This is a genomic window from Pseudomonas lactis, from assembly GCF_001439845.1.
Classification (GTDB): domain Bacteria; phylum Pseudomonadota; class Gammaproteobacteria; order Pseudomonadales; family Pseudomonadaceae; genus Aquipseudomonas; species Aquipseudomonas lactis.
This window is the reverse complement of the sequence record NZ_JYLO01000016.1, coordinates 127673-143040: the sequence shown is the minus strand read 5'-3', so window position 1 is coordinate 143040 and position 15368 is coordinate 127673. Positions and strand designations below refer to the sequence as shown.

The following is a 15368-nucleotide window of genomic DNA, read 5'->3' as shown; positions in this document are numbered from 1 at the left end:
CAGTGGTAGATCAGCCCAAGCCAGCGGGCACTAAGCAGCCAGTGGTAGATCAGCCCAAGCCAGCGGGCACTAAGCAGCCAGTGGTAGATCAGCCCAAGCCAGCGGGCACTAAGCAGCCAGTGGTAGATCAGCCCAAGCCAGCAGGCACTAAGCAGCCAGTGGTAGAGCAGCCCAAGCCAGAGGGCACCAAGCAGCCAGTGGTAGATCAGCCCAAGCCAGAAGGCACCAAGCAGCCAGTCGTTGACCGGCCCAGGCCAGGCGGCGACCCCCGGACCGATGACACCACCTACGGATTCAATTCAAATACTGGCAAGCGGGAAACCACCCTGACGTCCGCGTCCGATAAGCCAGAGTTCAACATCTGGGATGAGCGTGGGAACGATACGTTTGATTTCTCTGGCTTCAAGCAGGATCAAATCATCAACTTGCGTGGCGGTGCGTTTTCCAGTGTAGGCGGGATGAGGGAAAACGTTCGCATCGGTGAGAAGACGGTGATCGAAAATGCCGTGGGTGGCCACGGTAACGACCGCATCATAGGTAACAGTGCCGATAACGTGCTTACCGGTGGCGCGGGAGCCGATACGTTGGTGGGCGGCGGCGGCTGGAATACCTTCAAGTTCAATGCCTTTAGTGATTCAACCCGCGCCAATGCCGACTTGCTGTTGGACTTCAACACAGGGCAAGACAAGATCGACCTCTCGCAGATGGCGCTCGACGGCAAGGTATCGTTGAACTTCGTCGATAACTACACGGGGAAGGCGGGCGACACCATCATCAAGTTTAACCCGCTGTCTGGCCGTTATTTGCTGGCGATAGACTTGGACGGAGATGGCAAGACCGACTTCCTGATCAAGAGTACCCGAATGATCAGTCCGGAAGATGTCATAGGGCTCAACATTAAAGATGGCGGTTATCTTTGAGGGTTTGATCCACTGTACTAAGTAAGGCTGGGCGGGACTTATTCAACGGTTGATTAAGTCCCGCCCCTTTTTGCGTTGTGAAACCCCGTGATGTGCGGCTCAAGGGCCTGTCAGGGCGCGTGGAGGGCGGCCGACGAGGCTTTACGTGACACAGTCCAAAAGCGCAACAGAGCGACCAGTGCAAACGCACTGCCCACCAGCATTACACCCAACCAGCCGCCGTGTTCATACACGCTGCTGGCAATCGCCGAACCGAATGCTCCGCCAATGAAGATGCTGGTCATGTACAGCGCGTTCAGACGGCTGCGGCTGTGGGCGTCGAGGGCGTAGATGGCGCGTTGGCCGAGGACCATGTTCATCTGCACGCAGAAATCCAGGACCACCCCGGTGATTGCCAGGCCGATCACGCTGTAGAGCGGGTGCACCAACGCCGGCAGGAAGCTCAGCGCACCAAACAGCATCGCCAGCAGCGAGGCGCGGTGGGTATGGCCGGCATCGGCCAGGCGACCGGCCATGGGTGCAGCGATGGCACCGAGGGCACCGACCAGGGCAAACAGTGCGATTTCGCTTTGGCTCAGGCCGTGGTTACGTGCCAGTTCCAATGGCACGGCGGTCCAGAACAGGCTGAAGGCGGCGAACATGCAACCCTGGTAGAACGCCCGCTGGCGCAACAGTGGTTGCTCACGCAGCAGAGTGCCCAGGGAGCGCAGCAACTGGCCGTAGCTGGCACTGTGATCGGGTTGGCGCTTGGGGATGGTCAGCATCAGCACCACGCTGATAAACGCCATCAGCGCCGCGGCCGCCATGAACATCGCCCGCCAGCCGAAGTGGTCGGCCACCACGCTCGACACCGGCCGTGCCAGCAGGATGCCCAGCAGCAGGCCGCCCATGATACTGCCGACCACCCGGCCACGAGACTCGGCCGGCGCCAGGTGTGCGGCCAGCGGAATCAGGATCTGCACCGAGACGGAACTGAAACCGATCAGTAACGACACCAGCAGGAACAGGTTCGGCTGTTCGATAAACGCCGCACCCAACAGGCTGGCGATCGCCACGACGGTGGTGGCAATCATCAGCTTGCGGTTTTCCAGCAGGTCGCCCAGGGGCACCAGAAAGAACAGGCCCAGGGCATAGCCGATTTGCGTGAGGGACACGATCAGGCTGGCCATTGCCGGCGTCAGGCCAATGTCTGGGGCAATCAGCTCGATGATCGGTTGCGCGTAGTAGATGTTGGCGACGATGGCGCCGCAGCAAAACGCGAACAGCATGACCATGCCCCGGGTCATGGTGCCAGCAGCGGGAGAGGTTGCGTTCATGGTGTACTCATAAAGGCGAAGGACGATGAGGTGGGGAGAGTAAAGACAAGGCCTGCAAGTGAGTAGGTTGCTTGTGGTGATATCACTTATGTCGGCTGATGATACATTCAGACACATCTGCTTCGCGCAAAAAAAGTGGGAGCTGGCTTGCCTGCGATGACAGCCTGGCAGCCGCCCCCTATCTACCTGACACCCCACGATCCAACTGTGGGAGCGGGCTTGCTCGCGAAGGTGGGCTGGCAGGCGACACAGTTGGACCGGGTACATATCCGTTATTTAGGTAACGGCCACTTAGGGTTCCGCCCTGACGGCGGCTCACCCGGCGTCCTGCCGGGTTACCCACGAATTCAAGCCTGCGTTCGGCCAGCGTGGTTTAACGGGGCGCCTAAGATCAAAAGCCAGATCAAGAGCGGCTCGCTTCGCATCGTGGTTAGCGTTGGCTGCTGCAACCTACAAAGTTGTGTAGATACCTATGCTGCGATGGCGGGGGATCAGCCGCTCATGTGCAAGCTGACTCGCCGTCATCGCAGGCAAGCCAGCTCCCACAGGTTTGACCGAGTTGATTCAGTCAGATGGGTTATTGGCCAGAGTAGATCTGGTCGAACACGCCGCCATCATTGAAGTGGGTCTTTTGCACCGTGCGCCAGTCGCCGAAGGTCTTCTCCACCGACAGGAAGTCCACCTTCGGGAACCGGTCGGTGTACTTGGCCAGTACCTTCGGGTCCCGTGGGCGCAGGTAATTGTTGGCCGCAATTTCCTGGCCTTCGGGCGACCACAGATACTTGAGGTAGTCCTCGGCCGCAGCACGGGTGCCTTTTTTCTCGACCACTTTATCCACCACTGACACCGGCGGTTCGGCTTCGGCGGAGACGCTTGGGTAGACCACTTCGAACTGATCACGGCCAAATTCACGGGCGATCATTTCGGCTTCGTTTTCAAAGGTCACCAGCACGTCGCCAATCTGGTTGGTCATGAAGGTGGTGGTGGCGGCGCGGCCACCGGTGTCCAGTACTGGCGCTTGCTTGAACAACTTGCCAACGAAGGTCTTGGCCTTTTCTTCATCGCCACCGTTCTTCAACACGTAGCCCCAGGCCGAGAGGTATGTGTAGCGGCCGTTACCCGAGGTTTTCGGGTTGGGGACGATTACCTGCACGCCGTCCTTGAGCAGGTCGGGCCAGTCTTTCAACGCCTTGGGGTTGCCTTTGCGCACGATAAACACCGTGGCGGAGGTGAACGGCGCACTGTTGTTCGGCAAGCGCGTTACCCAGTTGTCCGGCACCAGTTTGCCGTTGTCGACCAAGGCATTGATGTCGGTGGCCATGTTCATGGTGATCACGTCGGCGGGCAGGCCGTCGATCACCGAGCGCGCTTGTTTGCTGGAGCCGCCGAAGGACATCTGCAATGTCAGCTTGTCGTCTGGGTGCTCGGCTGCCCAGTGCTTCTGGAAGGCGGCGTTGTAGTCCTTGTAGAAATCGCGCATCACGTCGTAGGAGACGTTGAGCAGGGTGGTCGCTGCCTGGGCGGAGCCCGCCAGGGCCAGGCCGGCGGCCAGTAGGGAGGCGCTGAGGATTTTTTTCACTGCTCATTCCTTGTTGTTCGAGAAGAGGGGAGGCAATTTGCCAGCGACTATAGCCGGGCCCGCATAGAGCTTTAAAGATTAAAAAGAACTTTGCTTATTCCAGTTTGCGAAACAGATTGCTGCCACAGCGCGCGCAAAATGCGGCGTTGGGTTCATGGCTGTCCTTCTTGCACGCTGGGCATTCAGTGTGCAGCTGTTCGCCGCGCATGGCACTGGCCAGCTCGGCGGTAAAAATACCTGTTGGCACGGCGATGATCGAGTAACCGGTGATCATCACCAGCGACGAAATCACCTGGCCCAAGGGCGTCTTGGGCACGATATCGCCGAAGCCCACGGTAGTCAGGGTGACGATGGCCCAGTAGATGCCCTTGGGAATACTGGTGAAGCCATGTTCCGGGCCTTCGATCACGTACATCAAGGTGCCGAACACCGTCACCAGGGTGCACACGCTGACCAGGAACACCACGATCTTCTGCTTGCTGCCGCGCAGCGCGGCCATCAGGTAGTTGGCCTGCTTGAGGTACGGGCTGAGCTTGAGCACGCGGAAGATACGCAGCATGCGGATGATGCGGATGATCAGCAGATACTGGGCGTCGCTGTAGTACAGCGCGAGGATGCCGGGGACGATGGCGAGCAGGTCCACCAAGCCATAAAAACTGAAGGCATAGCGCAGCGGCTTGGGCGAGCAATACAGGCGCAGGCCGTACTCGATGGCGAAGATCAGCGTGAAGCCCCACTCGATATAGGCCAGCACGTCGGCGTAGTTCTGATGGATTGTGTCGATGCTGTCGAGCATCACGATCACCAGGCTGGCGAGGATGATCAGCAGCAGGATGCCGTCAAAGCGCCGCCCGGCGACGGTGTCGCTTTGGAACACCATGATGTAGAGGCGCTGGCGCCAGTCGTTGTTGCTGTCCATAAACCCTGCCTGAAACGAATATCGAGCAAGCCTAGGGCGATTCGAACGGGCTGTCCATGTGAGGCTTGTGCAGCATTCGCTGACCGGCGCGCACCAGCCAGCACGCGAGGATAAACGGCGCGGTCAGCGCGGGCAGGTGTAGGCCGGCAAAGCCCGGGGTGAGCAGGATGGCCAGGCCAATGCCCAGCAGTGGCAACCAGGGCTGGCGACGTGACGAGCACAGGGCCAGGGCGGCCAGCGCGGGGTTATAACTGTGCAGGCCGAGCAGGGCGCCAGTGGGGTCATTCAGCCACCAGCCGGCCAGCATGCCGAGAGTGGCGCCGCCCAAGGCCCACGCGGCGGCGCGGCGGTCGGCCAGCAGCAAGCCCAGGGCGATCAGTACACCCGCCAGGGGCTGGTCCAGCAGCATGATTTGCCCAAGGCCGGCGAAGGGCGCGGCCACTACAGCGACAGTGTCGGGCTCGATCAGTGCAAGGGTGTTTTCAGGACTCTGGCCGAGCAGCAACCAACCCAGACCCACAAAGGGCGCGGTATAGGCCGGTAAATCCTGGGGCTGGGTCGCGTGTTTCAACCAGTGCCGGGTGAGGATGGCACTCAAGCCGCCGCACGCCAGGATCAGCGGTGGCACCAGCGCCGACCAGGCAAAGTGCTGGCTGATCAACAGGCCCAGCAGTACGCCGTTGTAACTATACAGCCCGGCCTGGCGCTCGGACTTGGGATACCCCCGGCGCTGGGCCGTGAGCAACCCTGCGACTCCCCCCAGCAAGGCCCCGCCAAGCACGGCCCCGCCAAGCAAGGCCGGGGCGCCGATCAGAATCGCCAGCAGACACAGCAGTCCGCACAGCGGATGGCGCTGCAGGAAGATTTGGCTGAAGCCGTTGAGCAGGGCTTCGGCCCAGTCGGGGCAGGTTGGGTTGTGCATTTGGGTTGAGTCAATAAGACCGAGTTGCCCTCATCGCAGGCAAGCCAGCTCCCACATTTGATTGATGTTCGACATGCAAACTCGATCAAATGTGGGAGCCGGGCTTGCCCGCGATGAGGCCCTGACAGGCGCTAAATCAGCGTCTCTATGCGCAGCGAGTTGGTCGACCCCGGCTGCCCGAACGGCACCCCCGCGGTAATCACCAAGGTATCGCCACGCTGCGCCATGCCCTGGGCCTGGGCAATTTCCAGCGCGGTGGAACACACCTCATCCACCTGGCGCAGCCGATCATTGACCACCGAGTGCACGCCCCACGCCACGCTCAGGCGTCGCGCCGTGGACAAGTTGGGCGTGAGGTTGAGGATCGGCGCAACCGGCCGTTCCCGCGCCGCGCGTAAGCTGGAACTGCCGGACTCGCTGTAGTTCACCAGCACCGCCACCGGCAGGATGCTGCTGATGCGGCGGATCGCACAGCTGATGGCGTCCGACACCGTGGCATCCGCCTTGGGCCGGCTGACATCCAGCTGCGCCTGGTAGTCCGGGCCGTTTTCCACTTGGCGGATGATCTTGCTCATCATCTGCACCGCTTCCAGCGGGTACTCGCCCGAGGCGGTTTCCGCTGACAGCATCACCGCATCTGCACCTTCGGCCACCGCGTTGGCGACATCGGTGACTTCGGCGCGGGTGGGTGCCGGCGAGAAGCGCATGGATTCGAGCATCTGCGTGGCCACCACCACCGGCTTACCCAGTTGGCGGCAGGTGCTGATGATGTCTTTCTGGATCTGCGGCACGCTCTCGGCCGGCACTTCCACACCCAAATCACCCCGGGCCACCATGATCGCGTCGCTCAGTTCGGCGATTTCTTGCAGCCGCTGCACCGCCGAAGGTTTCTCGATCTTGGCCATCAGAAACGCTTTATCGCCGATCAGTTCGCGGGCTTCGCGAATGTCTTCCGGGCGCTGCACAAACGACAGCGCCACCCAGTCCACACCCAGCTCCAGGCCGAAGCTCAGGTCGCGACGGTCCTTGGCGGTGAGTGGGCTCAGTTCCAACAGCGCTTGTGGGACGTTCACACCTTTGCGGTCAGACAGTTCGCCGCCATTGAGCACGGTGGTGTCGATGGCGTCGGCATGCTTGGTGATCACGCGCAGGCGCAGCTTGCCGTCGTCGAGCAGCAGGTCCATGCCCGGCTCCAGGGCCGCGATGATTTCCGGGTGGGGCAGGTTGACCCGGCGTTGGTCGCCCAGGGTTTCATCCAGGTCCAGGCGCAGGGCCTGGCCGCGCACCAGTTGCACCTTGCCCTCGGCAAAGCGTCCCACCCGCAGCTTCGGCCCTTGCAGGTCCATGAGGATACCGAGCGGATAGTTGAGCTGGCGCTCGACCTGGCGAATCCACTGGTAGCGCTGGGCATGGTCGGCGTGGTCGCCGTGGCTGAAGTTGAGGCGGAAGATATTCACCCCGGCCTCCACCAGCTCAAGGATGTCGTCGATACCGTCGGTGGCCGGGCCCAGGGTGGCGAGGATTTTGACCTTCTTGTCAGGCGTCATGGTTGGCAGTCTCAAGGATCAGGATGGCGCGCAAGTCGTTGACGTTGGTGCGCGTCGGCTCGGTGACGATCAAGTCGCCCAGGGCGGCGAAATAGCCGTAGCCGTTGTTGTTGTCCAGCTCATCACTGGCCGACAAGCCCAGGGCTTCGGCACGGCGGTAGCTGCAGGGGGTCATGATCGCGCCGGCGTTGTCTTCTGAACCGTCGATGCCATCGGTATCGCCGGCCAGGGCGTACACGCCGGGCAGGCCCTTGAGGCTGTCGGTGAGGCTCAAGAGGAATTCCGCATTGCGCCCGCCACGGCCGTCGCCGCGTACGGTGACGGTGGTTTCGCCCCCCGAAAGAATCACGCACGGCGCCGCCAATGGCTGGCCGTGCTGCACGATCTGCCGGGCGATGCCGGCGTGTACCTTGGCCACATCGCGGGCTTCGCCTTCAAGGTCACCGAGGATCAGCGGGCTGAAACCGGACTGGCGTACTTTGACCGCCACCGCTTCAAGCGATTGCTGCGGGCGGGCGATCAATTGGAAGTGGCTGCGGGCAAGCACCGGGTCGCCGGGCTTGACGGTTTCCGAGGCGGGGTTGTTAAGCCAACTGCGCACCGAAGCGGGGGCGTCGATGTGGTAGCGCTTGAGGATCGCCAGGGCCTGTTGCGAGGTGCTCGGGTCGCCGACCGTCGGGCCCGAGGCAATCACCGTGGCCTGGTCACCCGGCACGTCGGAGATCGCGTAGGTGTACACCGTGGCCGGCCACGCGGCCTTGGCCAAGCGCCCGCCCTTGATCGCCGAGAGGTGCTTGCGCACGCAATTCATCTCGCCAATGGTGGCGCCGGATTTAAGCAGGGCTTTGTTGATGGCTTGCTTGTCCGCCAGGGTGATGCCCTCGGCGGGCAGGGCGAGTAGTGCCGAGCCACCGCCGGAGAGCAGGAAGATCACGCGGTCGTTTTCGCCCAGATGGCTGATCAGTTCCAGCACGCGCTGGGCCACGGCAAGGCCGGCTGCATCCGGAACCGGGTGGGCGGCTTCGACTACTTCGATTTTTTTGCATGGCGCGCCGTGGCCATAGCGGGTGACCACCAGGCCCGAGACTTCGCCCTGCCAACAGTCTTCGACAACCAGCGCCATGGCGGCCGCGGCTTTGCCGGCGCCGATCACGATCACACGGCCACTGCGGTCGGCAGGCAGGTAGGGTTCGAGGACTTGCCGGGGGTGGGCGGCGTCGATGGCTGTGGCAAACAGCTCGCGAAGCAGGTGTTGCGGATCGACCGACATAAGCGGGCTCCCGGGGGATTCTTTATTAGAGGTGCAGCGATCGTTCCCACGCTCTGCGATCGTTCCCACGCTCTGCGTGGGAATGCAGTCCGGGACGCTCTGCGCCCAAAGCGTGACGCGAAGCGTCACAAGAGGCATTCCCACGCGGAGCGTGGGAACGATCAGCGGTGTGGGTTATTTTTCGCGAATCGAGAAGTTCGCCATATGCTCCAGGCCCTTGATCAGTGCCGAGTGGTCCCAGTTGCCGCCGCCAATTGCGGTGCAGGTGCTGAACACTTGCTGGGTGCCGGCGGTGTTCGGCAGGTTGATCCCCAGTTCCTTGGCGCCGGCCAATGCCAGGTTCAGGTCCTTCTGGTGCAGGTTGATGCGGAAACCCGGGTCGAAGGTGCCCTTGATCATGCGCTCGCCGTGCACTTCCAGGATCTTGGACGATGCAAAGCCACCCATCAGCGCTTCACGCACCTTGGCTGGGTCGGCGCCGTTTTTGGAGGCGAACAACAACGCTTCGGCCACCGCCTGGATGTTCAGGGCAACGATGATCTGGTTGGCCACCTTGGCGGTCTGGCCATCGCCATTGCCGCCCACCAGGGTGATGTTCTTGCCCATGCTCTGGAACAGCGGCAGTGCGCGTTCAAAAGTCTGCGGTTCGCCGCCGACCATGATGCTCAAGGTGCCGGCCTTGGCGCCGACTTCACCACCGGACACCGGGGCGTCCAGGTACTGCGCGCCGGCCTGGTTGACCTTGGCGGCGAACGCTTTGGTGGCGGTCGGGGAGATCGAGCTCATGTCGATCACCACCTTGTTCGGTGACAGGCCCGCAGCCACGCCGTCGGCGCGAAACAGCACGTCATCGACTTGTGGGGTGTCGGGCACCATGACGATGATGAACTCGGCTTCCTGGGCCACTTGTTGCGGGTTGGCCAGGGCCACGGCGCCGGCGCTGATCAGTTCAGCCGGTGCCTTGCCGTGATGTTCGGAGAGAAACAGTTGATGGCCTGCTTTCTGCAGGTTGGCGGCCATGGGTTGGCCCATGATGCCGGTGCCGATAAATCCGATTTTAGCCATGATCAAAATCCTCTTTTAATGTGGGAGCTGGCTTGCCAGCTCCCACATTGTTTGGTGTCGTGTCTGTTGTCAGATGGCGTTATGGGTCTTGAGCCAACCCAAACCCGCCTCGGTGGTGGTCAACGGCTTGTACTCACAGCCGACCCAACCCGCGTAACCAATGCGGTCCAGATGCTCGAACAGGAAGCGGTAGTTGATCTCACCGGTCCCTGGCTCGTTGCGCCCTGGGTTGTCCGCCAGTTGGATGTGGTTGATCTCGCCCAGGTGCGTCGCCATGGTCCGCGCCAGGTCGCCTTCCATGATTTGCATGTGGTAGATGTCGTATTGCAGGAACAGGTTGGCGCTGCCCACTTGCTCGCGAATCGACAGGGCCTGCGCCGTGTTGTTGAGGTAGAAGCCCGGAATGTCGCGGGTGTTGATCATCTCCATCACCAGCTTGATACCCGCTGCCTGCAGCTTTTCGGCGGCGTACTTGAGGTTGGCGACGAAGGTCTTTTCTACGGTCTCGTCATCAACGCCTTGTGGCCGGATACCCGCCAGGCAGTTGACCTGGGTGTTGCCCAATACCTGGGCATAGGCGATAGCCAGCTTGACCCCGGCACGGAACTCCTCGACCCGGTCCGGGTGGCAAGCCAGGCCGCGTTCGCCCTTGGCCCAGTCACCGGCTGGCAGGTTGAACAGCACCTGGGTCAGGCCGTTGGCGTCCAGCTGCGCCTTGATGTCGGCAGAGCTGAATTCATACGGGAACAGGTACTCCACGCCTTGGAAACCGGCATCGGCAGCCGCTTTGAAGCGAGCAAGGAAATCCTGTTCGGTAAACAGCATGGACAGGTTGGCAGCAAAGCGCGGCATAGGGTTCTCCTTAATCGAGCAGGGAAATGGCAGTCGGCGCATCGTTGCCGACCAGGGCCAGATCTTCGAATTCATTGACGGCGTTGATCTCGGTGCCCATGGAAATATTGGTCACCCGTTCCAGAATAATCTCAACGATCACCGGCACCTTGAATTCTTCGATCATCTCTTGGGCGCGGCGCAAGGCCGGTTGGATCTGGCCTGGCTCGAACACACGCAGCGCCTTGCAGCCCAGGCCCTCGGCAACCGCCACATGGTCGACGCCATAGCCGTTGAGTTCCGGGGCGTTGAGGTTGTCGAAGGACAGCTGCACGCAGTAGTCCATCTCGAACCCACGCTGGGCTTGGCGGATCAGGCCCAGGTAAGAGTTGTTCACCACCACGTGGATGTACGGCAGCTTGAACTGCGCGCCCACCGCCAGTTCTTCGATCATGAACTGGAAGTCATAGTCGCCCGACAAGGCCACCACTTTGCGGCTCGGGTCGGCCTTGACCACGCCCAGCGCTGCCGGAATGGTCCAGCCCAATGGGCCGGCTTGGCCGCAGTTGATCCAGTGACGTGGCTTGTACACATGCAGAAATTGCGCGCCGGCAATCTGCGACAGGCCGATGGTGCTGACGTAGCAGGTGTCTTTGCCGAACACCTGGTTCATCTCTTCGTACACGCGCTGCGGCTTGACCGGCACGTTGTCGAAGTGAGTCTTGCGGTGCAGGGTGGCCTTGCGCTGTTGGCAGTCATGCAACCAGGCACTGCGGTCCTTGAGCTTGCCGGCGGCTTTCCACTCGCGGGCCACTTCGATGAACATTGTCAGCGCGGAGCCGGCGTCGGAAACGATGCCCAGGTCCGGCGTGAACACGCGGCCAATCTGGGTCGGCTCGATGTCGACGTGAATGAATTTACGGCCCTCGGTGTACACCTCGACCGAACCGGTGTGACGGTTGGCCCAGCGGTTGCCGATGCCCAGCACCACGTCCGACTTGAGCATCGTGGCGTTGCCGTAGCGGTGCGAGGTTTGCAGGCCGACCATGCCCACCATCAGCGGGTGGTCGTCCGGGATCGTGCCCCAACCCATCAGGGTCGGGATCACCGGGATGCCGGTCAACTCAGCGAACTCCACCAGCAACTCGCTGGCGTCGGCGTTGATCACGCCGCCACCGCTCACCAGCAGTGGGCGTTCGGCTGCATCGAGCAGGGCCAGGGCTTTTTCCACCTGCACACGGGTCGCCAGCGGCTTGGCCAGAGGCAGCGGCTGGTAGGCGTCGATGTCGAATTCGATCTCGGCCATCTGTACGTCGAACGGCAGGTCGATCAGCACCGGGCCCGGGCGGCCGGAGCGCATTTCATAGAAGGCTTTCTGGAACGCGTAAGGCACTTGGCCGGGTTCCAGCACCGTGGTTGCCCACTTGGTCACCGGTTTGACGATGCTGGTGATGTCCACGGCCTGGAAGTCTTCCTTGTGCATCCGGGCGCGAGGGGCTTGGCCGGTGATGCACAGGATCGGGATCGAGTCGGCCGAGGCGCTGTACAGGCCGGTGACCATGTCGGTACCTGCCGGGCCGGATGTGCCGATGCACACGCCGATATTGCCGGCCTTGGTGCGGGTGTAGCCCTCGGCCATGTGCGAGGCGCCTTCAACGTGGCGAGCAAGGACGTGATCGATGCCACCCACCTTCTGCAAGGCCGAATACAGCGGGTTGATCGCGGCGCCTGGGATGCCGAAGGCGGTATCCACACCTTCACGGCGCATCACCAGGACGGCGGCTTCGATTGCTCTCATTTTGCTCATGGTTTTGGTGCCTCTTGCGTTTTGTAATTGTATACAAGTGGTGTCTGTCCAAAGTGTATTCACGGCGAGCGGCGTTGGTCAATGCCTTTCGTAAACTGACCTTTGCGTTCGTCGGAAGCGCTTTTTTCGACGTATGGAGCCTTTGTTGGGAAATATTGTATACAAAAACAAATATCATTGTGTTCTATTTGTGTGATCGAGCATCTGATCAAACAGACCTCACCGCTTTACCCATAACAAGATAAGGACGGCACCTATGAGCGCTTTAACCTTGAAACTCGCCACCCAACTGGCCACCCAGGCCCTCACCGCAGGCCGCACCATTTCGGCTGCGCCGCTGACCATCGCGGTGCTCGACAGCGGCGGCCACCTGGTCACCCTGCAACGCGAAGACGGCGCCAGCCTGCTACGCCCGCAAATCGCCATCGGCAAGGCCTGGGGCGCCATCGCCCTGGGCAAGGGTTCACGTTTGCTGGCGCTGGACGCCCAACAGCGCCCGGCGTTTATCGCGGCGTTGAACAGCCTGGGGCAGGGCAGCGTCGTGCCGGCACCGGGTGGGGTGTTGATTCGGGATCAGAGCGGCATGGTGCTGGGCGCGATCGGGATCAGCGGGGACACGTCCGATATTGACGAGCAGTGTGCGATCACCGCGATAGAGGGAGTGGGGTTGATGGCGGATGCGGGGGTGTCGGCTTGAATCGTTCTGACTGTGAGTAAGCTATCGCAGGCAAGCCAGCTCCCACATTGGCGGTGTTCACAAATCCAACTGTGTGAATCCAATCAGTGTGGGAGCTGGCTTGCCTGCGATGCAGTCGACTCGGTCTACAGTCAAACCCAAATAGCATCCCACAGCGGATAGTCGCCAAACTTCTTTACCAGCCCGGCCCTGAGTGGATTGGCTACGATGTAGCGTGCAATCCCCTCAAGGCTTTCCTCGCGACGCACGGCATGATCATGAAAACCCGGTTGCCAGAGGCGACCTTGGCGGCCAGCCACCGCATTCACAATTCGGGTGCTCTTGGACTTCACTTGTCGCATCAAGTCGGCAAGCGAACCTTTCTCCAGAGCAACAAGCCAATGGAAATGATCAGGCATTACTACCCAGGCCAATGAGGTTGCGAGCCCTTTACATTGAGCGATCCTGAATTGGTGTACGACCAGACGGCCGAGTCTGAAGTCGGTGAAGATGGGCTCACGTTCAAGGGTGTTTGTGGTGAGCAGGTAAATGCGGTTGGATTCGTTATAGCGGCCGATGCGCAGGCGTTTTGAAGCAGGTAGATCAGGCATTCCTTGGCCTCTCTTCAGATGGGGTTCTGAGAGGCTAGATCTCGGTGGCTGAGGCTGTTCTGTGAGCTTTTGGCAGGATGTTTCTGGGAGGGCGCTATCGCGGGCAGCCCGCTCCCACAGGGGCTTTGCGGTGTTCATACATAGTGTGTACGACGCTGGACGATGTGGGAGCTGGCTTGCCTGCGATAGCCTCTGCGCGGTCTATCAATCCGGCTCACACCCCTTGAGCACCAACCGAATAATCGTCTGCGCCGCCGCCTCATAATCGGCTTCATCCAGCTTGGCCTTGCCGGTCACTGCCGAGATCTGCCAGTCGAAATCGGCATAGGTCTGGGTGGCTGCCCAGATGCTGAACATCAGGTGGTTGGGGTCTATCGCTGCGATCAGGCCACGGTCAACCCAGCTCTGGATGCAGTCGATATTGTGCTTGGCCTGGGCATTGAGCTGTTCAACCTGGTCGGCGCTCAGGTGTGGGGCGCCGTGCATGATTTCGCTGGCGAACACCTTGGAGGCGAACGGCAGGTCGCGGGAGATGCGGATTTTGGAGCGGATGTAGTTGCTCAACACCTCCTTGGGCTCGCCGTCGGGATTGAACGGCGTAGAGGCGGCCAGGATCGGCTCGATAATGCTTTCGAGCACCTCGCGGTAGAGGTTGTCCTTGGACTTGAAGTAGTAATAGACGTTGGGCTTGGGCAGCCCGGCCTTGGCGGCGATGTCGCTGGTTTTGGTCGCGGCGAAGCCCTTATCGGCAAACTCCTCGCTCGCCGCCCGCAGGATTTTTTCTTTGTTGCGCTCGCGAATGCTGCTCATAAACCAGACGTTTCCTTGCCATGACAGGCGGTTGCGCATGGTAGCACCGGCCATCCGCAGGCCTCAACAATCTGCCCACAAGGCCTTGCGCCGCGTTATGCTCGCGCCATCTCTCTCTAATGGAAGTCCGGTTCATGGCAGGAAGCAGCTTGTTGGTGTTGATCGACGATATCGCCGCGGTACTCGATGACGTCGCGCTGATGACAAAAATGGCCGCCAAGAAGACATCGGGCGTGCTCGGCGATGACCTTGCGCTGAATGCCCAGCAGGTCTCCGGCGTGCGCGCCGAGCGGGAAATCCCCGTGGTGTGGGCGGTGGCCAAGGGCTCGTTTATCAACAAATTGATCCTGGTGCCGATGGCCCTGTTGATCAGCGCCTTTGCACCCTGGGCGGTGATACCGCTGTTGATGCTCGGCGGCGCCTATCTGTGTTTCGAGGGCTTCGAAAAACTCGCCCACAAATTCTTGCACAGCAAGGCAGAAGACCAGGCCGAACACGCACAATTGACTGAGGCGGTAGCCGACCCGGCAACCGATCTGGTGGCGTTCGAGAAGGACAAGATCAAGGGCGCGATCCGTACCGACTTTATTCTGTCGGCCGAAATCATTGCCATCACCCTCGGCATCGTCGCCGACGCGCAGCTCACGCAGCAGGTGATCGTGCTGTCGGGTATCGCCATTGTCATGACCATCGGCGTATATGGATTGGTGGCCGGTATCGTCAAGCTCGACGACCTGGGGCTGTGGTTGACGCAGAAGCCGGGTCAGGTGGCGCGAAGTATTGGCGGCGCGATCCTGAGCGCGGCCCCCTACATGATGAAGAGCCTGTCAGTGATCGGCACCGCGGCGATGTTCATGGTCGGTGGCGGCATCCTCACCCATGGCGTGCCTGTGGTGCATCATTGGATCGAAACCGTGAGCCAGAGCACCGGCGCGTTCGCGTGGCTGATGCCGACGCTGCTTAATGCGGTAGCGGGGATCATTGCCGGCGCTGTCGTCCTTGCAGTGGTCAGCGTGGCAGGTAAAGGTTGGAAAGCACTGCGAGGGTGAAACCGCAGGCATAAAAAAGGCCATTCAATCGAATGGCCTTTTTTTA

General features: G+C 61.1%; 14 protein-coding genes. 3 read left to right on the top strand and 11 right to left on the bottom strand.

Annotation, left to right across the window (positions count from 1 at the left end):
* Positions 1–920 (top strand): M10 family metallopeptidase C-terminal domain-containing protein (locus TX24_RS25610; RefSeq protein WP_208604737.1); only part of this gene is annotated, 920 nt, incomplete at its 5' end.
* 110 nt (positions 921–1030) lie between these two features.
* On the opposite strand, the gene TX24_RS25605 is transcribed toward TX24_RS25610, so the two are convergent.
* From TX24_RS25605 to gcl, 9 genes are all read right to left on the bottom strand, one after another.
* Complete coding sequence (locus tag TX24_RS25605; protein ID WP_057711605.1) at positions 1031–2236, bottom strand: MFS transporter; 1206 nt, start codon at positions 2234–2236, stop codon at positions 1031–1033.
* 577 nt (positions 2237–2813) lie between these two features.
* Entirely contained in the window at positions 2814–3815 is a 1002-nt protein-coding gene (locus TX24_RS25600; protein WP_003189977.1) for a sulfate ABC transporter substrate-binding protein, read from the bottom strand.
* Between the two features lie 94 nt (positions 3816–3909).
* Positions 3910–4734 (bottom strand): ion transporter, encoded by an 825-nt coding sequence (locus tag TX24_RS25595; protein WP_003189978.1) that lies wholly within the window; start codon positions 4732–4734, stop codon positions 3910–3912.
* A gap of 31 nt (positions 4735–4765) precedes the next feature.
* On the bottom strand, positions 4766–5656 hold the full coding sequence (locus TX24_RS25590) for an urea transporter (RefSeq protein ID WP_057711604.1): 891 nt from the start codon (positions 5654–5656) through the stop codon (positions 4766–4768).
* Positions 5657–5787: 131 nt separating this feature from the next.
* A complete protein-coding gene (gene pyk / locus TX24_RS25585; RefSeq protein WP_057711602.1) occupies positions 5788–7203 on the bottom strand; it encodes a pyruvate kinase in 1416 nt (471 codons plus the stop codon).
* Entirely contained in the window at positions 7193–8473 is a 1281-nt protein-coding gene (locus tag TX24_RS25580; RefSeq protein WP_003189983.1) for a glycerate kinase type-2 family protein, read from the bottom strand. Before TX24_RS25580 ends, pyk begins: the two co-directional genes overlap by 11 nt.
* 174 nt (positions 8474–8647) lie before the next feature.
* A complete protein-coding gene (locus TX24_RS25575; RefSeq protein ID WP_019820390.1) occupies positions 8648–9538 on the bottom strand; it encodes a 2-hydroxy-3-oxopropionate reductase in 891 nt (296 codons plus the stop codon).
* A 69-nt stretch (positions 9539–9607) separates the two neighbouring features.
* Positions 9608–10390: a hydroxypyruvate isomerase gene (gene hyi, locus TX24_RS25570; protein WP_003189985.1), complete on the bottom strand. Its 783-nt coding sequence runs from the start codon at positions 10388–10390 to the stop codon at positions 9608–9610.
* A 10-nt stretch (positions 10391–10400) separates the two neighbouring features.
* A complete protein-coding gene (gene gcl / locus TX24_RS25565; RefSeq protein ID WP_003189987.1) occupies positions 10401–12176 on the bottom strand; it encodes a glyoxylate carboligase in 1776 nt (591 codons plus the stop codon).
* A 256-nt stretch (positions 12177–12432) separates the two neighbouring features.
* Here gcl and TX24_RS25560 point away from each other — a divergent pair, with 256 nt between their 5' ends.
* Positions 12433–12873, top strand: coding sequence for a GlcG/HbpS family heme-binding protein (locus TX24_RS25560; protein WP_020302584.1), 441 nt, complete (start codon positions 12433–12435; stop codon positions 12871–12873).
* Between the two features lie 131 nt (positions 12874–13004).
* On the opposite strand, the gene TX24_RS25555 is transcribed toward TX24_RS25560, so the two are convergent.
* Together TX24_RS25555 and TX24_RS25550 are read right to left on the bottom strand one after the other, a co-directional pair.
* Positions 13005–13463: an REP-associated tyrosine transposase gene (locus TX24_RS25555; protein ID WP_057711600.1), complete on the bottom strand. Its 459-nt coding sequence runs from the start codon at positions 13461–13463 to the stop codon at positions 13005–13007.
* Between the two features lie 204 nt (positions 13464–13667).
* Positions 13668–14273, bottom strand: coding sequence for a TetR/AcrR family transcriptional regulator (locus tag TX24_RS25550; RefSeq protein WP_003189991.1), 606 nt, complete (start codon positions 14271–14273; stop codon positions 13668–13670).
* 134 nt (positions 14274–14407) lie between these two features.
* Between TX24_RS25550 and TX24_RS25545 the strand changes: the two genes are divergently transcribed.
* Positions 14408–15322, top strand: coding sequence for a DUF808 domain-containing protein (locus TX24_RS25545; RefSeq protein ID WP_003189992.1), 915 nt, complete (start codon positions 14408–14410; stop codon positions 15320–15322).
* Positions 15323–15368: the final 46 nt, after the last annotated feature.

Excerpts from the sequence above, each read along its gene's own strand:
- gcl (WP_003189987.1), bottom strand. The coding sequence starts at position 12,176 with ATGAGCAAAATGAGAGCAATCGAAGCCGCCGTCCTGGTGATGCGCCGT.
- hyi (WP_003189985.1), bottom strand. The coding sequence starts at position 10,390 with ATGCCGCGCTTTGCTGCCAACCTGTCCATGCTGTTTACCGAACAGGAT.
- TX24_RS25545 (WP_003189992.1), top strand. The coding sequence starts at position 14,408 with ATGGCAGGAAGCAGCTTGTTGGTGTTGATCGACGATATCGCCGCGGTA.
- TX24_RS25560 (WP_020302584.1), top strand. The coding sequence starts at position 12,433 with ATGAGCGCTTTAACCTTGAAACTCGCCACCCAACTGGCCACCCAGGCC.
- TX24_RS25550 (WP_003189991.1), bottom strand. The coding sequence starts at position 14,273 with ATGAGCAGCATTCGCGAGCGCAACAAAGAAAAAATCCTGCGGGCGGCG.
- TX24_RS25590 (WP_057711604.1), bottom strand. The coding sequence starts at position 5,656 with ATGCACAACCCAACCTGCCCCGACTGGGCCGAAGCCCTGCTCAACGGC.
- pyk (WP_057711602.1), bottom strand. The coding sequence starts at position 7,203 with ATGACGCCTGACAAGAAGGTCAAAATCCTCGCCACCCTGGGCCCGGCC.
- TX24_RS25605 (WP_057711605.1), bottom strand. The coding sequence starts at position 2,236 with ATGAACGCAACCTCTCCCGCTGCTGGCACCATGACCCGGGGCATGGTC.
- TX24_RS25580 (WP_003189983.1), bottom strand. The coding sequence starts at position 8,473 with ATGTCGGTCGATCCGCAACACCTGCTTCGCGAGCTGTTTGCCACAGCC.
- TX24_RS25555 (WP_057711600.1), bottom strand. The coding sequence starts at position 13,463 with ATGCCTGATCTACCTGCTTCAAAACGCCTGCGCATCGGCCGCTATAAC.
- TX24_RS25575 (WP_019820390.1), bottom strand. The coding sequence starts at position 9,538 with ATGGCTAAAATCGGATTTATCGGCACCGGCATCATGGGCCAACCCATG.
- TX24_RS25595 (WP_003189978.1), bottom strand. The coding sequence starts at position 4,734 with ATGGACAGCAACAACGACTGGCGCCAGCGCCTCTACATCATGGTGTTC.